Source organism: Magnetofaba australis IT-1 (assembly GCF_002109495.1).
GTDB lineage: Bacteria > Pseudomonadota > Magnetococcia > Magnetococcales > Magnetococcaceae > Magnetofaba > Magnetofaba australis.
Genome location: NZ_LVJN01000019.1, coordinates 441,979 through 462,130, shown reverse-complemented (window position 1 = coordinate 462,130; position 20,152 = coordinate 441,979). Strand labels below are relative to the sequence as shown.

At 60.0% G+C, this 20,152-nt stretch carries 13 protein-coding genes; 5 read left to right on the top strand and 8 right to left on the bottom strand.

Going from position 1 to position 20,152, the window contains the following annotated elements:
* Positions 1-80 precede the first annotated feature (80 nt).
* Positions 81-2,792, top strand: a complete 2,712-nt coding sequence (locus tag MAIT1_RS11325; protein ID WP_085442378.1) for an ATP-binding protein — start codon at positions 81-83, stop codon at positions 2,790-2,792.
* Between the two features lie 115 nt (positions 2,793-2,907).
* Here the strand turns inward: MAIT1_RS11325 and fur are convergent, their stop codons facing one another.
* The 8 genes from fur to recA form a co-directional block, all read right to left on the bottom strand.
* Positions 2,908-3,342 (bottom strand): ferric iron uptake transcriptional regulator, encoded by a 435-nt coding sequence (gene fur / locus MAIT1_RS11320; RefSeq protein ID WP_085442377.1) that lies wholly within the window; start codon positions 3,340-3,342, stop codon positions 2,908-2,910.
* Between the two features lie 145 nt (positions 3,343-3,487).
* A complete protein-coding gene (locus MAIT1_RS11315) occupies positions 3,488-4,876 on the bottom strand; it encodes a TRAP transporter large permease (RefSeq protein WP_085442376.1) in 1,389 nt (462 codons plus the stop codon).
* Complete coding sequence (locus MAIT1_RS11310) at positions 4,876-5,415, bottom strand: TRAP transporter small permease subunit (protein WP_241893458.1); 540 nt, start codon at positions 5,413-5,415, stop codon at positions 4,876-4,878. Before MAIT1_RS11310 ends, MAIT1_RS11315 begins: the two co-directional genes overlap by 1 nt.
* A 50-nt stretch (positions 5,416-5,465) precedes the next feature.
* A complete protein-coding gene (locus MAIT1_RS11305; protein ID WP_158089445.1) occupies positions 5,466-8,912 on the bottom strand; it encodes an SLBB domain-containing protein in 3,447 nt (1,148 codons plus the stop codon).
* A gap of 368 nt (positions 8,913-9,280) precedes the next feature.
* Positions 9,281-10,390 carry a hypothetical protein gene (locus MAIT1_RS11300; protein ID WP_085442374.1) on the bottom strand — a complete coding sequence of 370 codons (1,110 nt, stop codon included), beginning with the start codon at positions 10,388-10,390 and terminating at the stop codon, positions 9,281-9,283.
* Positions 10,391-10,553: 163 nt separating this feature from the next.
* Positions 10,554-12,410 (bottom strand): hypothetical protein, encoded by a 1,857-nt coding sequence (locus MAIT1_RS11295; RefSeq protein WP_085442373.1) that lies wholly within the window; start codon positions 12,408-12,410, stop codon positions 10,554-10,556.
* Between the two features lie 292 nt (positions 12,411-12,702).
* Positions 12,703-14,973, bottom strand: a complete 2,271-nt coding sequence (gene parC / locus MAIT1_RS11290) for a DNA topoisomerase IV subunit A (protein ID WP_085442372.1) — start codon at positions 14,971-14,973, stop codon at positions 12,703-12,705.
* A gap of 125 nt (positions 14,974-15,098) precedes the next feature.
* A complete protein-coding gene (gene recA, locus MAIT1_RS11285) occupies positions 15,099-16,136 on the bottom strand; it encodes a recombinase RecA (RefSeq protein WP_085442574.1) in 1,038 nt (345 codons plus the stop codon).
* Positions 16,137-16,395: 259 nt separating this feature from the next.
* Here recA and MAIT1_RS11280 point away from each other — a divergent pair, with 259 nt between their 5' ends.
* From MAIT1_RS11280 to MAIT1_RS11265, 4 genes are all read left to right on the top strand, one after another.
* Positions 16,396-17,433 carry a type IV pilus twitching motility protein PilT gene (locus tag MAIT1_RS11280; protein WP_085442371.1) on the top strand — a complete coding sequence of 346 codons (1,038 nt, stop codon included), beginning with the start codon at positions 16,396-16,398 and terminating at the stop codon, positions 17,431-17,433.
* 14 nt (positions 17,434-17,447) lie between these two features.
* The gene (locus MAIT1_RS11275) at positions 17,448-18,125 is read left to right on the top strand and encodes a FlgO family outer membrane protein (RefSeq protein WP_085442370.1); all 678 of its coding nucleotides are present in this window, start codon (positions 17,448-17,450) and stop codon (positions 18,123-18,125) included.
* Positions 18,125-18,769, top strand: coding sequence for a FlgO family outer membrane protein (locus MAIT1_RS11270; RefSeq protein WP_085442369.1), 645 nt, complete (start codon positions 18,125-18,127; stop codon positions 18,767-18,769). The genes MAIT1_RS11275 and MAIT1_RS11270 overlap by 1 nt, the downstream gene beginning before the upstream one ends.
* Positions 18,770-18,996: 227 nt before the next feature.
* Positions 18,997-20,142, top strand: a complete 1,146-nt coding sequence (locus MAIT1_RS11265; RefSeq protein ID WP_085442368.1) for a PilT/PilU family type 4a pilus ATPase — start codon at positions 18,997-18,999, stop codon at positions 20,140-20,142.
* Positions 20,143-20,152: the final 10 nt, after the last annotated feature.

Here is a 20,152-nt window from a genome sequence, read left to right as displayed (position 1 = left end):
GCGGCGACTGTTTTCGCCGTAGCCGACAGTCAACGTAACCGAACGCTTCCTGCAACCGAATCGACATCGCGCCGCCTGCCATGCCCGCCCACGACACCCCATCTCTGCGCATCATGATGCGCCGTACGCCATTGGCCATCAAAATGTTGCTGGCCACGGTGGTGGTGGGCGTCGCCACCTGGGGCGGTCTCGACAGCTGGCAAACCAACCACCTCAAGGGGCTGTTCCACGAACATCTGGTGGACACCGTGTGGGAGAAGGCGCTGGAGAACCAGGTCGCTTTCGAACAGCACATCAAAGCCCATGCGCTGACCCTGCAACTGCTGGCCTCGCAGCAGAGCCTGGCCGACTATCTGGATAAACGTCCATTTAAAAAAGCGCATGCGCCGCTGGCGTTTCACACCACCCCGCCGCAGTGGCTGCCACAGCAGATTCAAGACAATGCGCTGGTGGCCATCCGCAACCTGATGTTGTTAGACGCCCACGGCATCCCCCGCGAGCTCTACTCCAAAAGCGGCGAAGCGCCGCCCAAAGCGCTGCTGTCGGTTAATGCGCCGCTGCTGCAACTGAGCCACGGCCAACCCTTTTTGACTCGACTGGGCAATGCGCCGTTCCTGATCTCCTCGGCCCCGGTGCTGGACGCCAAGGGCGCCGTGCGCGCCACCCTGTTGCTGGCCAATCCGCTGGACAACGCCTTTCTCAACGCCCCGCACGGCCCCATTCGCCCTTTCGGCGGCGCGCTGGCGCTGCTCAATGGCGATCCGGCCCGGGTGGTGGCCAGCAACCAGCCGCAATTGGCCCCGCCGGGCATGCTGCTCTCCAAGCTTGAAGAGCGTTTCATCATCGCCGGCAAATCGTTCCTGGAGGCGGGCTCCACCGATCTGACCCTGCAACTGGCGTCGCTGGTGGAGATTCGCGAATTCGAGAATCTCAACAGCTCGATCCTGGTCACCGAACGCCAGCAGCGCGCCATCACCGCGTTTGTGCTGATCCTCTCCAGCATCATCATGATGTTCTGGGTCACTCGCACCATTCGCGCCGTGACCCGTCGCATCACCAGCTTTGTGATGGAGAATCTGGGCGCCAAGCCGCAGGATGTAGAGGACCGTGACGAGTTAGGCATTCTGGAAGCCCAGTTCGAACATCTGATGCATGAGGTGACCCGCACCCGCGACGACCTGCAGGCGGAGATGGGCGAGCGCTCCAAGGCCGAGACCGAACTGCGCAAACTTTCCCAAGCGGTGGAGCAGAGCGCCACCGCGGTGGTGATCACCGACGTCGACGGTCGCATCAACTACGTTAATCCGGAGTTCACCCGTCTGACCGGCTATCGCGCCGACGAGGTGATCGGACGCACGCCGCGCATTCTCAAATCCGGCGAGACCCCGCGCGAGACCTTCAACGATCTGTGGGAGAACATCTCCGCCGGGCGCACCTGGCAGGGCATTCTGCGCAACCAGAAGAAAAACGGCCAACGCTATTGGGAAAAGAACACCATCTCCGTCATCCGCGACGGCGACGGCGCCATCACCCACTACCTCTCAGTCAAAGAGGATATCACCCCGCGCATTCAGATGGAGCGCGAACTGCAGCGCGCCCATGAGGCGGCGGAGGCGGCCAATCTGGTCAAGAACCGCTTCCTGGCCAATATCAGCCATGAACTGCGCACCCCCATCAACGTGATTCGCGCCAGCACGCAGCTAATTCAGCAGCAGTGCCAGGAGAGCGCCCCCGACAAGCTCAGCCATCTGCAGAACATCCAGAGCAGCGCCACACGACTGGCGAGTATGATCGATGATCTGGTCAACCTGTCGCGGGTGGAGACCAAGCAGTTCATTCTGCACAAAGCGCCGTTCGAGATTCGCCCCTTCCTGGAGTCGCTCAAACTCGCCTATGACGACACCGCCACCGAGAAGGGACTGACCCTGCATGTGGACGCCGACGGCTCGCTGCCGGTCTCGATTCTGGCCGATGAGGGGCATCTGCGTCAGGCGTTGGAGAGTCTGCTCTCCAACGCCATTCAGTTTACCGCCCAAGGCGGCGTCGCCATCACCGCCACCATGGACCCCGACCCTTCGGCGGCGCGCATCGTCCGCTTCTCCATCTCCGACACCGGCGATGGCATCCCCTCAGAAAAACTCGAAGGGATCTTCGACGCCTTCAACCAGGGCGGCGTCACCTCCCAGGAAGGCGAGCGCAACGCCATTCACGGCGGCATGGGGTTGGGGCTCACCTTCACCAAACAGTTGGTGGAGTTGATGGGCGGACGCATCAGCGTCCACAGCGAACCGGAGCGCGGCAGCGTATTCCACTTGCACATCCCCCTGGAGACCACTGACGGCATTATGGGCCCCGCCCCCGCCGACGAGGCGCCGCCGCAGCAACCCCATATGGTGGTGGCCAGCCACAACCCGGTGGTGCGCATGATCCTCAAGCGCATTCTCGACGAGCATCACATTCAGGTGGTGGAGTTGGATGGCTGTCAGGCTACCGGCGCCTTCCTCGAGAATGCTCAGGCGGCGCGGTATGTGGCGTTGGTGCTGGACTGCTCGCACCTGCCCGACGGCGGTTGCAGTGAGATCGAACGCATTCGCAGCGGCGAAACGGTCAACACCGACACCCCCATCGTACTGCTGGGCGGCCCATCGGATTCCGACGCGGTTTCACGACTCAATGCCCTGAGCGGATTGAGTATTTTGGATAAGCCGTTGCAACGTGATCAGGTGGTGGAAGCGGTAGTGGCTGCAGTGAATCAGTGGAATCGCTGGAAGCGCAGCGCCAATCAGATCTGATTCGGTCACCACGCCTTGTCATACGCAGGCGGGATCAGTCCGCTGTCGGCGACAAAAACGGAGAAGAGAGACGCAGCGGTCTGCGCCAAAGGCGCCAGTAGAGGAACTGCGCGCGTCAGGAGCGTCGATTGGGGCAGTTTTCCCGCTTGCACTCCACATACAGATAGAGTGCGTGGGCGCTCACCGTAAATCCGCGCTCACGGGCGATGGCGTCCTGCCGTTTCTCGATGGTTTCATCACAAAACTCCTCCACATGACCGCACTCCATGCACACCAGATGGTCATGGTGGCCGCCCTGTGAGAGTTCAAAAATCGCTTTGCCGCTATCGAAATGGTGCCGCGTGAGCAATCCGGCCTGCTCAAACTGGGTCAAGACGCGATACACCGTCGCCAGTCCAATATCATCGCCCTGATCCATCAAGAGCTTATAGACGTCTTCCGCGCTCATATGCGCGCCGTCCGCCAGCTCTCGGAACAGTTGCAACACGCGCAACCGCGGCGCGGTAGCCTTCAAACCGGCGTCTTTAATGTCTTGCGTCAGATTATTCATAACCCCCTGCTCAATTCAATATTGAGATCAGCTAATATTATATATACCTGACATACGCGCAGCGGTCTAACTTCTTTTGTATGAAACACAGTTTTACTCAATGCAGAGGGGACGCTATGTTAGTGCGCAGCGACATAAAATTCATTCATTGCCCATAAACGCGCATAGGCAACCAGATCGCCAATTGCGGCCAATAGGCCAATAGCGCCAGCACCAATCCTTGAATCAAGATATAGGGCATCACCCCCTGATAAATACGCCCAGTGGCAATGGATTCCGGGGCCACGCCACGCAAATAAAACAGCGAAAAACCAAACGGAGGGGTCAAGAAAGAGGTTTGCAAATTAATGGCGATCATCACCCCAAGCCACACCGGATCGAACCCCATGGCCAGCAATACAGGGCCGATAATGGGCACCACCACAAAGGTGATCTCGATAAAGTCGATAAAGAATCCCAACACGAACATCAGCAGCATCACCGCCGCCATGGCGCCCACCTTACCGCCGGGCAGATCACTGAGCAGATCCGTCACCAGCTCATCGCCGCCAAAGCCCCGAAACACCAGTGAGAAGATGGTCGCGCCAATAAAGATGAGAAACACCATACTGGTGACTTCGGTGGTGGAGCGCATGGTCTGCCGCAGCGTCTGCAACGACAGTTGGCCACGCAGCGCGGCCAGAACCATTGCGCCAACCGCGCCAACCGAAGCCGCTTCCGTCGGGGTGGCGATTCCAGCCAAAATCGAGCCCAGCACCGCCAAAATCATCGCCAACGGCGGCAACAGCACCCGCAGCGCGCGCGACCACAACTGCGTCCGCGTCAACTCGCCACGCTCAGCAGCGGGGATCGCCGGGGCGCGATGCGGCGACCAGATCGCCACGCCAATCATGTAGGCCAAATAGAACGCCACCAGGATTAAACCCGGAATCAACGCGCCGACGAACAGATCGCCCACCGACACCGTGCGCGGCTGAAACACCCCCATGTCCAACTGCGCTTGTTGGTAGGCGGAGCCGATGACATCGCCGAGCAGAATCAAAACAATCGAAGGCGGAATGATCTGGCCCAGCGTGCCCGAGGCGCAGATGGTTCCGGTGGCCAACGCCGGATCATACCCGCGGCGCATCATGGTGGGCAGAGAGAGAAGCCCCATGGTCACCACCGTGGCTCCTACAATACCGGTGCTGGCGGCCATCAACATACCCACCACAATCACCGATAGACCGAGGCCGCCACGCACCCCGCCAAATAGCAGCGCCATGGTGTCGAGCAACTCCTCAGCCACCCGCGACCGCTCCAGCATCACCCCCATAAAGATGAACAGCGGCGCCGCCACCAGGGTCTGGTTGGTCATCACGCCATAGATACGATTGGGGATAAACTCAAGGTCAGTCAGATCAAACAGATCCAGTCCGCTGCCGATGTAGGCCGCCGCCAGCGCGCTGCCCGCCAAAGAGAGCGCCACCGGATACCCGGCCAGCAGCGCCAGGCAGACCAGCACAAACAGCCACAGCGCGGCATACTCCTCCATCACGCCTCCTCCGAGTGCGCATCGGCGGAGGCGTCGGCGTCCGACTCCACCGCGCCAAACCGAATCACCCGCCACGCCTTACGCATCTGCGCCACACCTTGCAGGGCGACCAGCACAGGCATGATCAGCAACAGGGTTTTAAACGCCCACACGCCATTGAGCCCACCGGCGTCTGGAGAGCCCTCCATCACGCGCCAGGCGGCGGCGACATATTCGAAGCAGATATACAGCAGGAAGCCCATGGTGGGGAGTAGGAGCAGCAGCGTCCCCAGCAGATCGACCCAGGCGCGACCGCGTGGGCTCAGAAGGCGGTAGATCAGATCCACCCGCACATGCGCGTCCTGCTTGAGGGCGTAGGAGGCCCCCAGCATGAACAACGCGCCGTGCATGTAGATAACCGACTCCTGCAGCGCAATGGAGCCGAAATCAAACTGGTAGCGCAGCACCACGATGACAAACGCGGTCAACGTCATGCCCAACGTCAACCAGGAGGCGGCTTGTCCGATGCGTTGCGACAAACCATCCAACCAATCTGTCACACTCGCTCCCTTCCGGCCCCGGCGCGACACAGCGCGGGCCGATCCCCTCTTTACAGCGCCGAAACTGTTCGCAATGCCGCCGCGGTGACGCTGAGATTATACAAAATACTGGAGGCCTCCTTGAGGTACTCCATAATGCCCATGCGCGGTTTGGCGTCGATAGGCACCACCAAGGTATCCCCAGGGCCCAGCTCCAGGTCGCTGACCGCAAACCACGCCGAGCCGAATGCGCCAACGTGGCGCTTGGTCTGCACCTGACCATTGGCGCGCACCACATACATCGCCTTCTTGTCGGCGAAGCTGTTCAGACCGCCGGAGAGATCCAAATAATCATCTGCAGTCAGATCCTTGCGGAACTGGTGCGAGGTGGGATAGACCACTTCACCCAGAACGGTCACCTCATCGCTACGCGACGGGATAATCAGCTTATCCCCGTCCCGCAGGACAATATCCAAACTCCGGGATCCATCATCACCCAACAGGGCGTCGACAACATCGGGGCGCTCGCTGCGTTTGGCCTCAAGAATCGCGGGCAGGTCAATGGCCAGACGCCCTTGGGGCGTGGCGCCGCGCAGACGTTCGATCACGCTTTTGAGAAGTCCCAAATCGGCAATCTTATCAGACTCAGCCGCCGACAGAACCGTCTTCGTCAGCATCGACTCCAAGCGCTGGGCCATGGCTTGGATCTCCTGCGCTTCACGCGCACGCAGGGTCTCACGCAGGAATACCGCGCCTTGCGGATAGGCAAACTCGGTCATACCGCCAACACGCGCCAGCAGCTGGGTCAGCGTCTCACCTTTGCGCACGGTATAGACGCCCGGGAACATCACTTCGCCTTTCACCGAGACAAAGCGCGCCTCCTCCCAGTTGGGGATCGGCTTGATGTTCAACGTATCGTAAGGGGAGAGTTGAATGTTCGCGGCTGAATCCCCATCGAGAATCGAAGCCAGATCCACTTTGGTGTGGACCATCTCCCGCTCCGCGCCGCCTTTGGAGCTCAGACGCGTGATCTCCGCTTCCAGTGTATAGGCCGGTTCCGCCAGCCATCCGCTGGCGCGAATCAAGTCCGCCACACGCATGCCTTTTTCCAGCGGATAGCGACCGGGGAAACGCACCATACCACTGACATTGACCAATTGCGCAGGCTCGGAATAGGTCGCCTGAGCCACCAATCTTTCCAGCACGGGCGAGAGTAAGCCCTCGCGGGTTTTGTTGCTCCACTGATCGTAGTAGCGCTCCAACTCCTCGGATTTGCCGGGAATCAGCAAAAAGTTGAACTGCGCGCGATCGGGTTTGGCTAAGCGACCGGTCATAAACGCGGGCAGATCCGTCATGGAGGAGCGGAAATTCTTAAAGCGTTCCCGTTCATTATAGCGCTCAAAATCTGAAAGCACTTGACCTTCACGGCTGGCTGGAACCACACCGCCAACGCTCCCATCCCCATCTGTGTTGGTGGTTTCAGGAACCTGCTCGTTGTTGGCCGCGCTGGAGCCGAGCAAACCGGAGGTCGCCGCCACTTGAGAGAGGACTTCGGCGCTGTTGATCGTGTTGGATCCCAACTGACCTTGAGCAAAAGATTTAAAGGATTGCCGTGCGGCGTCCTCTTCAGAGGTGGGCGTGGATGCCGCTTTCACCTGAGTGGAGCCGGCGCTGGAGATGCCGAAAGCGACCTCCTGCAAAGAGGGCTGATCCTCTACTTTTTCAACTCCTGTAGACTCAATCAGAATTTTCTTCTCCGCAGAGCGGAACTGACGCAAAAACTCCTGACGCATCGCTTCGCCTTGCCCTGGGAAACTCAGACGCCGGGTATAGGTTTGGTTATCTGTTTCAAGGGCGGTGGTGTTTTCAAAGTAGGCGCTGCTGGTAAACACCAACAGGCGATCTTCGCGGCGAAGGGGAAAATCGCTGGGTGACCCAGGATTATTCATCACATCGCGCAAACGGAAGGACATCGGCTCTATCCGGCCATCCTTATCCAGCGTGCGCACCAGCAACGCATAATCGAGATCTGTGCCTGGCAGGGCCTCCACCGCAGCATCCAGTAGTTGAGACACCCGCATCCCATCGCTATAGGGATAGAGACCCGGGAAACGGACATTGCCGTGAATCGCCACAAAAGGCTCCAACTCATTGGAGCCTTTCTGTTGCAACAGCGTCTGAACGATGGGCGCGACGGATTTGGCGCGGTTCTCATTGAGGCCAAAGAGATAGATCTTGTCACGCGCTTGCAGCACAGGGTCGCTGGCGCCGCCAACATTTTTCCAGACATCCGACAAACTGTAGCTCAGCGCGCTCCAATTTTGTGACCGCTTATCCAGACGCAAAATCAAGACATAGCCAAGATCGGGATGCCCCTTCAAAAAGGAGACGTCCGGGATCAACTCGCTCAGGCGCAACCCCTCGCTCCACTGGCGGATTCCAGGGCGTTCGACATGCCCGGTAATGTCCACGGTATTGAGCGTTTTATCGAGCACTTTATGTACATGAACCGTATCGCCATTGTGCACGCGATGATTCATGTTCCGGGGATTATCCAGCGAAAAGGAGTTCAAACTCCGGCTGTTTTTATCGCCGCGAGAACGCAGAATATCCACACGCTTCTTATAGGCGTTGGGCAGGAGGCCGCCAGCCAGTGAGAGGACGTCACGAATATTGCGCTCGCCCTTGAGCTCATAGATTGCAGGCCGTTTGACAGCCCCGGACAATCCCACCGTCGGGCCGATCGGCGGGATAAAGATGACATCGCCTTCCTGAATCCGCAGATCTTTGCGCATGTCGCCTTTGAGCAACAGATCATACAGATCCAGTTTGCCAATCACCTTCCCGTCGCGCTTGAGTTGAATGTTACGCAATGAGCCCATCGATGACACGCCGCCGCAGGCAAGCAAAGCATTGGTCATCGTGGTGAGGCCGCTGACCAGATAGGAGCCTGGTTGGGTGGCGGAGCCCAGCACAAAGATGCGGACATTGCGCATTTTGCCCAAGGTGATATGCCGCACTTCAACGCCAATAAAAGAGGACTCAAAGTGGTCTTTGAGCACTTCAGAGGCTTGCGCAAAAGTCAGACCGGCGATGGGTACGGCGCCCACCCCTGCAATGTTGACCGCCCCTTCACGATCGATGCTGAGGCTTTGCGAGGTGAACTCTTTACCCGCTAGATTCACAATCAACGAATCATAGGGCCCCAGCACATAATCGGGCGGAATCGGGAAATTCGTGACGGGAGCAAACGTTGACGCCGTGCTTGAGAACACATCATAGCCGAACTGCTTCAGCAGAGAGGAGTTGGTCTGGATCAGGCGGATACGCTGGAGTTGTGACAGATCATTGGGCATCTCGCCCAAGCTAATTATGGTCTCCTCTGGGTCGCTGGGGAGCGGCGCGTGCAGATTAATAATCGATTTGGGTTGCGGAATCGCGCGGGTAGGTTGCGGTGGCGTCACATTGGAGACCGCATTGTCGCCGGTATCGAAAGCGTCCTGGGCTCCACCATTCAACAGGTTCTCTGTTGAGGGCGCGCCAGATGCTGCACTGTTATTCGCGGAGTTGACTTGATTCAGCTGGTTTAGGAGCGTAGCAGCATTCGACAGGCTCTGAAGCGTGCTGACGCCTTGCGCCCATGACATCGACGGCGCCCAAATGGCGACAAGCAGAAACAGCGCAACGCATAGGAACCGGCGCAATTGCGCGCCAGGCCAACGTTGACAGGTGGTGGTAAGGGGACTGCTGCTCAAGTTAACGCTCCGAACTTCGCATTTTTTCCAGTGGGCAAAATACCATTTCACGACCGCGGCGTCATTGGCGCATCTGATCAAACGCTGCATCCCCCTGCCCGATCAGCATGCGGCAAGGTTGCCGTCGGCGCCTAAAACCCTGTGACCAAACCAAAGCTCAACAGACCGTATTTCTTATCAAATCGGTGTGCTGTAAAAACATTATAGGCAAATGGCATTTCACCCAGCAGTTGATTTTTATAGAAGGTCGCCCGCGCAAACAGCGCCCAATAGCGACTCAGTTTAAACCCCACTTCGCTGGTGATAATGTGATTACTGCTCACCACGCTCACATCATTGGCGGCCACTTCAGCATCGACACTGCGTTGGTGACTTTGGAAGCGATAGCCCAGTCGGAAGCGCCAGTTCTCATCGAATGTTTGGTACATGCCGCCGAAGTGGAAATAGGTTCCGCTATACGCCATGCCAAACCCTTCGCCAGGATAGACAGCATCATTGCTGTTGAGATTAAAATCGAGAAGTTCACAAACCAACGGATCCCCGGAATAGAGCTGCCCTGTCAATTGATTTTTAGACGGTGATTGCAGGGAGTAGACACAATCATTGCTGAAGCTGGCCAGCAACTGATTATAACTGACGGTGCTCTTCCCATACCCAAAGAAGGCGGTAAACGACTCCATATCATCCACAAACCAGCTGCCGATGATATCGCCCTGCCACTGCTCATCGGCCGGGGATGTCACGCGCACACTACTGATATTGAAGTCTCTTAAAACGGAGTTGGTGCTCCGGTCAACATCTTCAGAGTCAGTGCCCCAGCGAGAGAGTCTCAACGACACTGCAGGCAGCCAATCCAGGTTGACTGTGGCTTGGTACTGCGCGGCCAAACTCCAGGAGGTTCCTGAGATATCTTCCTGTGTTGCCGTTAACGTACGCCACCAATAGGAGCCATCAATCCACAGACGGCGCGTTAAAGCGATTCCGCCTGAGACGTGATAGCCTGTATAGTCACCGACTTCCGTGCCAGCAAACTCGTTGTCCTGGCCTCGGATATTGAAAATATCCAGTGCGGTGTTCACCGCATCCCGGGAGAACTCAATCTCGCCGCTCCAGGGCGGGTAGCCGTGCTGAGCGATCAGGAACTCATCCATCGGAGCGCTCTGCGCCACAGTGGCGCCCTGCCAGAAGGCCGCGACTCCCAAGCCGAAAACTGCGGACCATTTGGCAACCTTGTTGAACACTGCAGAATCCCAACTTAAGACCAAAGCCCATCAAAAGGTAACCATTGATAGTATTTCCTCAACCCGATTTTGGGAAGGATCTTAAGCAGTCAAAACACCATAAAAAATGGGCGCGCCGTATGGCGCGCCCATTGAGAGCAAATCAACTTCTCAGGCGAACGTCTTACTTGACGTAGAAGGTGCCGGAGATGCTGGAGATGCTGTTGCCGCTGGTATCGGAGAGGCTGATACCGCTGAAGCTGATTTTGTAGTAGTACTGACCGATGGGCGAAGGCGAGGTCATCGCAGCGCCCAGGGTGCTGTTGATGTCAAACAGAGACGCGATGCGGAAGGCCAAAGCGTTCTTGGTGGCGGTCTCGGATTGAGTGCTGCCCTTCTTGTAGACGATCAGGCTCTCAGCCGCGGAGTTGGTCAGAGTCGCGGTGGAGGCCGAGGTATCGGTCTGCTTATAGAAGGTCACGCTCGCGGTGGAGGCGGCATCGGAGGTCAGGGTCAGCTGGCTGGAGGTAGAGCTGTAAACCAGCGGGAAGGAGACCTTGATGTAGCGCTCGGAACCAGCGGTGTGGGTCGAGTCGGAACCGTCGATCAACTCCATGGTCACCGTGGCGGTGCTGCTGCTGCTGGTGGCCGGAATGTTGTTCAGTTCAACATACAGCTCGGGCGGCATGTTGCTGCTGCTGTAGCCGGTCAGCGTGGACAGGTTGTTGGCGTACAGGTGCTCATTGGAAGGCAGAGTCACGGTCAACGCGCCGCTGCTCAGAGACGGCGTGTCGGGGGTCAGAGTGACGGTCTTCGACAGGCCGGTGTCATAGTCATAGACACGAATGGTGCTGGTGTCGACCACGTAGGTGGAGGTGGTCGCGGCGGCCGAAGAAGCGGAGCTGGCGGCGGCGGCGGCGGCGGTGTCAGTCTGCGCAGCCAGGGAGGTCAGCGCGGTGGAGACGCCAGCCTTGGCGTTGGTCAGCGCGGTGCTGTTGTTGGTGACGATGGTGGACAGCGTGCTCAGGGATTGGCCATTGAAGGCGGTGCCCAGAGTCGAGAACGCGGTGGCGGCGGTGCCGGTGGTCAACGTCGCAGCGGCGTTGAACAGGGTGGTGGCCGCAGACATGAAGGTGCTCGAAGAGCTGCTCGCCAACAGGGTGGTGGAGAGCGTGCTCGGGGTCGCACCGAAAGCGGAGAAGCTGCTGGTGCTGAAGGTGGTGCCCGCGGTGGTGCTGGTCAGGCTGCTGCCGACGGTCAGACCGCCTTGAACCACTTCCAGCATGACGCCGGCGGCGGCCACGGTCAGGGTGTTCATCAGCTGGGCGGCGCCGGTGCCGGAGGTGCTGGAGTCAACGTCCAGGTTACCGTCAGCCAGTTCGGCGGCCACGCGGGTGAAGAAGTTGCTCACCGAGGTGGGCGCCACGCCGGACACGGTGGAGGCGGACAGCGACGCATAGGAACGACGCATCGCTTCAGCGGCGGCTTCAATGCCGGTGGCGATCAGGCCGGCGTTGTCGGCGCTGGTCACGCTGGAGAAGCTGGAGGTGCGCGGATCGAAGGAGCCGGTGTCGGCGCCGAAACCAAACAGGGTCAGCACGGTGTTCAGAGCGGCGGAGACGTTGCTCGCAGAGACAGAGCTGGTGCCCGCGGCAGCGGAAGCGATGCTGGCCTGCAGGGTGGTGATGGCGTTCGTATTAACTGTGGTCTCCGTGCTCAGGAACAGCGAGCTGGTGTCCATCCACGGGGTGCCGCTGGTCACGGTGTCGGTACCGCCCGAGCAGGTGATGGTGGTGTAGGTGCTGCTCGACACGCCCGAGGCGGTGCCGGAGTAAGCGCCGGTGGAGCTGGTGGTGCCAACGGTGACGCCGCCAACCGAGCAGGTCGCGCCGCTCATGGGACCCTTGGTGGCGGTGCCGCTGACGGAACTGCTGGTGGTCGAATCGCTACCACCGCCGCAGGCGCTTACGCCAAGAGACAGGGCGCCGGCCAACGCCAACAGAGTAGTCCGTTTATTCATCATCTTCCCCCACTGCTTCATGGTTATTAACTCCTTAAACTCTTATCAGAGCGTCCTGGTGATATCCAGTTTACCGCAACACGACGCAAACATCCCGCGCGCGTTACTCCCTTGGGCTGTATTCATGAGATGTGCCACACGGTTTTCCGTGATTTGACGTGTGTTTTATTGACACAACAGCCCAACGCCAATATGGGCGCAATGGCGCCCGGGACGCGGCAAACTTTGCCAAAGGAGCCCTGTCGTGTCAAATAAAAACTGTGTTAACCCCAAAAAAAACGCCTGTTACGCGCGCCTTTTTCATAATTTGTTATCACAATTCGTCATCGAACAGTTCGCCGGTCAACCCTTTCCCGGCTCGGACTAGGGAAGCGCCTGTTCCGGTAAACACCGCGCCACTGAGAAAGCCATGTGGCAATTGCGCGCCGCGACCAGCGCGCTTGCCGCTCCACATGGTCAAATCCACAATGCGGCGCGTGCGTTTTCCCGAGTCCAACTCCACGCCATCTTCGGCTTTAAAGGTGCAAACGTCCACTAAAATCTCGCCTTTCAGCAGTTTTTGCACCCGCACGCCCTTACCGCGCGCCAATTGCGGAAACTCCTCCAGATCACACACCAACATGCGCCGCGAGTGCCCAATGGCGGCTACGCGCTCGCCCCTGACAGGCAGGATATGCAAAATGGCGTCGCCTGCGTTCAGCATCACCACCTGCTTGCCTTTTCTGAGATTGGAGAGCAGATCTTCGCCGCGAATGCGGAATCCCTGCGCCATCCGCGTGGAGACAAAGTACTCCGCCTCGGCTTCTACCGCGTTCATCCACTTCACCGTGTCGCCGCCCTCCAGATCGAAGATCACCGTCACCGGCTCGCCGAACCCTTTCCCCGGCGGCAGCTTGCCCACCAGAATGGAGAAGGTCTTGCCACTCTGGGAGAGGAACGCCACATGCTCATTGGTGTGGGTCTCCACGGTAGCGCGCAGGGTATCCTCGCCCTTGAAACGTACGCTCTCCAGATTGACATCATGGCCTTTGACCGTTTTGATCCACCCCATGCGCGAGAGGATCACCGTCACCGCTTCGCGTTCGACGAAATCCTCTGGCTTAACCTCAATCTCCTCCGGCGCGCCCGCCAGTTCGGTGCGGCGGTCGTCGGCGAACTCCTTGCGGGTGGCGCGGATCTCATCGCGAATGGCGCTCCACATGAGGGAGTCGTCGCCCAGCATCGCCTCCAGCTCGGCGGCGCGGCGCTCCTTCTCCTCCATCTCTTCGCGGATTTTCATCTCTTCGAGCTTGCGCAGATTGCGCAGCCGCATATTGAGGATCGCCTCGGCTTGAATCTCATCCAGATGGAAGCGCTGCATGAGCACCGGCGCAGGCTCGTCATACTCTTTAATTATAGCGATCACCTCATCGATGTTCAGATGGGCGATGAGAAAGGCCGCCAGCAGATGCAACCGCTCGCGGATTTTGTTGAGTTCATATCGGGCGCGCCGGGTGTGCACCTCAAAGCGATGCTCCAGCCACGCCAGCAGCAGCCCTTTCAGGTCCAGCACCTCGGGGCGATTGCCTGCGGTGATGACGTTGAGATTGACGGTGACGCGGCTCTCCAGATCGCTATTGCGATAGAGAAACGCCATGATGATTTCCGGCTCGTCATTGCGTGAGCGCGGCTCCAGCACGATGCGCAGGGATTCGTCGGACTCATCGCGCACCGTGCTGAGAAACGGGCACTTGCGATCCATGATCAGCGCGGCGATGCGTTCAATCAGCTTGGCCTTCTGCACCTGATAGGGAATTTCGGTGATCACGATGCGCCACAGACCGCGCCCCAGATCCTCCTTCTCCCAGCGCGCGCGGAGACGCAGACTGCCGCGCCCCTCCTGATACACCTCGCGAATCTCATGGGCTTCGGAGACCAGCAAACCGCCGGTGGGGAAATCGGGCCCCGGCAGCTTGGTCATCAACTCGGCCACGTCCACTTGCGGCTTGCGGATCAGCATCAAGCAGGCGTCGAGGATCTCGCCGACGTTGTGCGGCGGCACCGAGGTGGCCATACCCACGGCGATGCCGGCCGCGCCATTGGCCAACAGGTTGGGGAACCGCCCCGGCAGCACCACCGGCTCCTCGCCGGAGCCGTCGTAGGTGGGGCGGAAGTCCACCGTATCCATCTCCAGATCTTCCAGCAGCGCCCGCGCCACGGCGGTCAGACGCGCTTCGGTGTAACGCATGGCGGCGGCGCCGTCGCCGTCGATGTTGCCGAAGTTGCCCTGCCCGTCCACCAGCGGATAGCGCACGGCGAAGTCCTGCGCCAGACGCACCATGGCGTCATAGGCGGCCTGGTCGCCGTGGGGGTGGAATTTACCGATCACGTCGCCCACCACGCGGGCGGATTTCTTATATGCTGAATTGGGATCCAGCCGCAGCGCGCGCATGGCGAAGAGGATGCGCCGATGCACCGGCTTCAGGCCGTCGCGGGCGTCGGGCAGCGCGCGGCCGACGATGGTGGAGAGCGCGTAGGCCAGATAGCGTTGCTCCAGCTCCTCGCGGAGAGAGGCGTCCTGAACGGAAGGGTCGGTATCGCGCATGGGGTCTCGTGGGGACGGAGTTACAGAGCAGAAGATCGTCAAACTCACGACGCGCGCCGCCAGAGCGTTGGCGGCGCGCGTCGCATCAGCGCAGCGTCATGCTTCCTCTATATATAAGGAAGGCGTCACTCTTCGTCGGCGGCGGCGCTTTCAGCCGGAGCCGAGCCATGCTTGGGCGCCAAACCGTTCTGCACGCGGATCTGATCTTCCAACGCGTGCAGGGAGGCGGGATTCTCGGTCATATAGCGTTTGGCGTTCTCGCGCCCCTGACCGATGCGCTCGCCATTATAGGAGTACCAGGCGCCGGACTTCTCCACCAAGCCGGCGTCCACCGCCATATCCAGAATCTCGCCGGAGAGCGACACCCCCTCGCCATAGGTGATGTCGAATTCGCACTGGCGGAACGGCGGGGCCATTTTGTTCTTCACCACCTTCACCCGGGTGCGCGAGCCCACCACCTCATCCTTATCCTTAATCGCCGAGATGCGACGGATATCCAGACGCACCGAGCTGTAGAACTTCAGCGCGTTGCCGCCGGTGGTGGTCTCGGGGTTGCCGAACATCACGCCGATTTTCATGCGAATCTGGTTGATAAACAGCACGATGCCGTTGGTGCGGGAGATGCTGCCGGTGAGTTTGCGCAGCGCCTGGGACATCAGGCGCGCCTGCAGACCCACGTGGGAGTCGCCCATCTCGCCTTCGATCTCGGCGCGCGGGGTGAGCGCGGCCACCGAGTCCACCACCACCAGATCCACCGCGCCACTGCGCACCAGCATATCGGTGATCTCCAGCGCCTGCTCGCCGGTGTCGGGCTGGGAGATCAGCAGCGCGTCCACATTCACCCCCAGTTTGCGGGCGTAGGTGGGGTCGAGGGCATGCTCGGCGTCGACGAAGGCGGCCACGCCGCCCGCCTTTTGGATCTCCGCCGCCGCATGCAGCGCCAGGGTGGTCTTACCGGAGGATTCCGGGCCGAAGATCTCCACCACGCGCCCACGCGGCAGGCCGCCGATGCCCAGCGCCAGATCCAGCCCCAACGAGCCGGTGGAGACGGCGGGGGCGTCCACCACGGCGTCCTCGCTCATGCGCATGATGGAGCCCTTGCCGAACTGACGTTCGATTTGGGAGATGGCGGCGTCAAGCGCTTTGGCTTTCTCTTTATCCATGGACATGCGGACTCCTCGACAGGCGAATATCGGGTTATGTGAGACGATCAGGTTGTATGAAAAGGCGCGCGCTCGACCACAAGCGGGAGCGCGCAGCCCGCCTGTTATACCAAGCTGCGGGCCCCGACCCCAAGGGGCGTTGTTCGCAGCGCGCCATTCCGGGCGTTGCCCGCCTTGCGCCCGGCGGTATACTCTGGCCGGGCCATCGTCGATGGCGCCGGACAAATCATTGACCCATATGAGGGGATTGGATAACGCCATGGACATTTCCGAACTGCTCGCGTTTAGCGTCAACAATAAAGCCTCCGACCTGCACCTGTCCGCCGGCATGCCGCCGCTAATCCGCGTGGATGGCGACATCCGCCGCATCGACGTGCCGCCTCTGGATCACGACACCGTGCACGGCATGGTGTACGACATCATGAACGACAAGCAGCGTCGCGACTACGAGCAGGAGCTGGAGGCGGACTTCTCCTTTGAAGTGCCCAATCTGGCCCGTTTCCGCGTCAACGCCTTCGTGCAGAATCGCGGCGCCGGCGCGGTGTTCCGCACCATCCCCTCGGAGATCCTCACCCTCGAACAGCTCAATTGTCCGGAGATCTTCAAAGAGTTCGCCGCCACCCCGCGCGGCCTGGTGCTGGTGACTGGCCCCACTGGCTCGGGTAAGTCCACCACCCTGGCGGCCATGGTCGACTATAAGAACAAGACCGAGTATGGCCACATCCTCACCATTGAGGACCCCATCGAATTTGTGCACCAGTCGCAAAAGTGCCTGATGAACCAACGTGAGGTGCATCGCGACACCAAGAGCTTCAACAACGCCCTGCGCTCGGCTCTGCGCGAAGACCCCGACGTGATTCTGGTGGGCGAGATGCGCGACCTGGAGACCATCCGTTTGGCGCTGTCGGCGGCGGAGACCGGTCACTTGGTGTTCGGCACCCTGCACACCACCTCGGCGGCCAAGACCATCGACCGTATCGTCGACGTGTTCCCGGCGGCGGAGAAGGATATGATCCGCACCATGATCTCCGAATCCCTTAAAGCGGTGGTGTCGCAAACCCTGCTGAAGAAAAAAGGCGGCGGTCGCGTGGCGGCCCACGAGATTCTGATCGGCACCCCGGCGATCAAAAACCTGATCCGCGAGAACAAGGTGGCGCAGATGTATTCGGCCATGCAGACCGGCAAACAGTTCGGCATGCAAACCTTGGAACAGTCCTTGCTTAACTATGTGCAAGCCGGTCTGATCGACAAAGCTGCTGCGCACGAGAAGGCCAATATCAAGGATCAGTTTAAATAAAGGGATCCGTTCCCATGAAGAAGCGAAACATCGGCGCCACAGGCGCACTGTGCAAACGGTTCGCGCCTCGCGCGTTGGCTCTGGCCCTGGCCTCCGGCGCGCTGAGCGGCTGCATGATGGTTCCCGTGCTCGAACCGGTTCCGGCCCCCGCGCCGGAACCGGTTCCCATGCCCGCCTCGGTGGAGGTGACCATTCCGCAACCCAAAGAGGTGGACTTGGTGAGCATGAGCCACCAGATCGCCGACGCCCTGGTGATGGAGCTGCGTAAGAACCACCCCTCCTACCACCGCGCCAAACCGATCATGGTGACCAGTTTCGTCAACCGGTCCAACCTCGACAGCACCAGCGAGCTGGGGCTGCTCATCGCCGACCACGTCTCCTCGCGCATCACCCAACAGGGTTATGCGGTGATTGAGCCGCGTCTGCGCAAGAACCTAGCGGTGCGCGTGCAGGAGGGTGAATTCATCCTCTCGCGGGATATCAAGAAATTGACTGACGAATACCGCGCCTATGCGGTGGTCACCGGCAGCTACACCCGCACCAGTGACATGCTGCACTTCACCACCCGCATGATCCGCATCAACAACAAGCAGACCTTGGCCTCGGTGGACGCCAAACTGCCGCTGGGCCCCACCACCCGCGAACTGTTGGCGGAAACCGGCGGTCCCACCCTGACTCTGGTGAATCAGTGATGAACGCCGCCCAACCGCACCCCAAGGCGCGCGCCGCCGGACGCGGCGCGGTTTTGACGCCGCTCGTCGTCACGCTTTTGGCGCTGACCACTCTGACCGGCTGCGCGCCGGCCCAGACCGAAACCAGCTACCCGCTGATCTCGCAGCCCAGCGCGGCGGGTTCGGCGGCGATGCAGGGCGAGGTGCTCGGCGCTTCCTACGCCGCCGCCGACGCCATGATCGCCAACATGGGCAAGCGCTTTCCGCTCTACTCCCCCATCATCGCCTCCAGCTTCGTCAACATGGACGATCTGGCCGACACTTCGGCGCTGGGGCGACTGGTGGGACGGCAGATGTCGGCGCGTTTCACCCAAAGCGGTTTCGCCATGGTGGAGTCCAATCTGCGCACCAACATGCTGATCCAACCCGGCGTGGGTGAGTTGGCGTTGACCCGCGAGTTGGATAAGATCCGCAAAGAGCATCGCGCCGACGCCATCCTGGCTGGCAGCTATAGCTTGGCGCGCAACCGCGTCTACTTCCACGCCCAGCTGATCCGCTTCAAGGACAGCAAGGTGATGGCGGCGCAGGATTTCAGCCTGCCCATCGGCGGCAACATTCGCGAGCTGCTGCGCAAAGGCGCCGCGACACTGCCGCCGCGCACCTAATATAATAACAAGAACACGCTTTCCTGCGACGCAGCCCCCGACTCCCTGGAGTCGGGGGTTTTGCATTTTCAGGGCCTGATTTACCCCTGTGGGTTTTTGCGACTTGTCATTGCGCCCCTGAATGGCGACAATCTCAAGCGTTTAAATAAGATGACCGCGCGTGCGGGCCACGCCCTGACGCGCTGCATTTTTTTGTCCATTCCACCGGAGTTTGAAGAGGATCCTCCATGAGCGTCTCCGACCCCCAAAAGGCGATGTACGATCTGCTCTCGCAACTGCTGCGCGATGGCGGCTCTGACCTCTTCATCACCGCGGGCTTCCCTGCGGCGATGAAACAGCACGGCAAGATGACCCCCATGAACGATCAGGTCCTCACCGCCGATGACACCGCCGCCATGTGCCGCGCCATCATGAATGAGCAACAGCAGAAGGAGTTCGCCGACTCCAACGAATGCAACTGGGCCATCAGCCCCGACAACATCGGCCGCTTCCGCTGCAACGCCTTCGTTCAGCAAGGCCGGGTGGGCATGGTGCTGCGCGTCATCACCACCGAGGTGCCCGATTTTGACAAGCTCGGCCTGCCGCCGGTGCTTAAAGACGTCATCATGGCCAAAACCGGTCTGGTTCTGATGGTGGGCGGCACCGGCTCCGGTAAGTCGACCTCGCTGGCGGCGATGATCAACCATCGCAACATGAACAGCGCCGGTCACATCATCTCCATTGAAGACCCCATCGAGTATGTGCATCCGCACAAACAGTGCTTGATCACCCAGCGCGAAGTGGGCGTGGACACCAACGACTGGCACGCGGCGCTGAAGAACACCCTGCGTCAGGCCCCGGATGTGATCCTCATCGGCGAGATCCGCGACCGCGAGACCATGGAGCACGCCATCAACTTCGCCGAAACCGGCCACCTGGCGCTCTCCACCCTGCACGCCAACAACGCCAACCAGGCGCTGGACCGCATCATCAACATGTTCCCCCATGAGAAGCGCGAACAGCTGCTGATGGATCTGTCGCTGAATCTGCGCGCAGTGATCTCCCAGCGCCTGCTGCCCCGCGCCGGCGGCGGCCGCGTCGCCGCCATCGAGATTCTGCTCAAATCGCCGCTGGTCTCCGAATTGATCTTCAAGGGCGAAGTGCACCAGCTCAAAGAGGTGATGGCCAACTCCAACGAGATGGGCATGAACACCTTCGACCAAGCCCTGTTCTATCTCTACCAGCAGGACAAAATCACCTACGAAGACGCCCTGCGCTTCGCTGACTCGGCCAACGAAATCCGCTTGAAGATCAAACTGGAGGGCAAGTCCCCCGACGGCGGCGCCTCGACCGGCGGCGGCTTGAGCGGCTTGAGTCTGGTGGATAAGGACTAACCCTGACCAA

Bases quoted from the DNA above. Each gene is read 5' to 3' on its own strand.
- MAIT1_RS11325 (WP_085442378.1), top strand. From the start codon at position 81: ATGCCCGCCCACGACACCCCATCTCTGCGCATCATGATGCGCCGTACG.
- fur (WP_085442377.1), bottom strand. From the start codon at position 3,342: ATGAATAATCTGACGCAAGACATTAAAGACGCCGGTTTGAAGGCTACC.
- MAIT1_RS11315 (WP_085442376.1), bottom strand. From the start codon at position 4,876: ATGGAGGAGTATGCCGCGCTGTGGCTGTTTGTGCTGGTCTGCCTGGCG.
- MAIT1_RS11295 (WP_085442373.1), bottom strand. From the start codon at position 12,410: ATGAAGCAGTGGGGGAAGATGATGAATAAACGGACTACTCTGTTGGCG.
- parC (WP_085442372.1), bottom strand. From the start codon at position 14,973: ATGCGCGATACCGACCCTTCCGTTCAGGACGCCTCTCTCCGCGAGGAG.
- recA (WP_085442574.1), bottom strand. From the start codon at position 16,136: ATGGATAAAGAGAAAGCCAAAGCGCTTGACGCCGCCATCTCCCAAATC.
- MAIT1_RS11280 (WP_085442371.1), top strand. From the start codon at position 16,396: ATGGACATTTCCGAACTGCTCGCGTTTAGCGTCAACAATAAAGCCTCC.
- MAIT1_RS11275 (WP_085442370.1), top strand. From the start codon at position 17,448: ATGAAGAAGCGAAACATCGGCGCCACAGGCGCACTGTGCAAACGGTTC.
- MAIT1_RS11270 (WP_085442369.1), top strand. From the start codon at position 18,125: ATGAACGCCGCCCAACCGCACCCCAAGGCGCGCGCCGCCGGACGCGGC.
- MAIT1_RS11265 (WP_085442368.1), top strand. From the start codon at position 18,997: ATGAGCGTCTCCGACCCCCAAAAGGCGATGTACGATCTGCTCTCGCAA.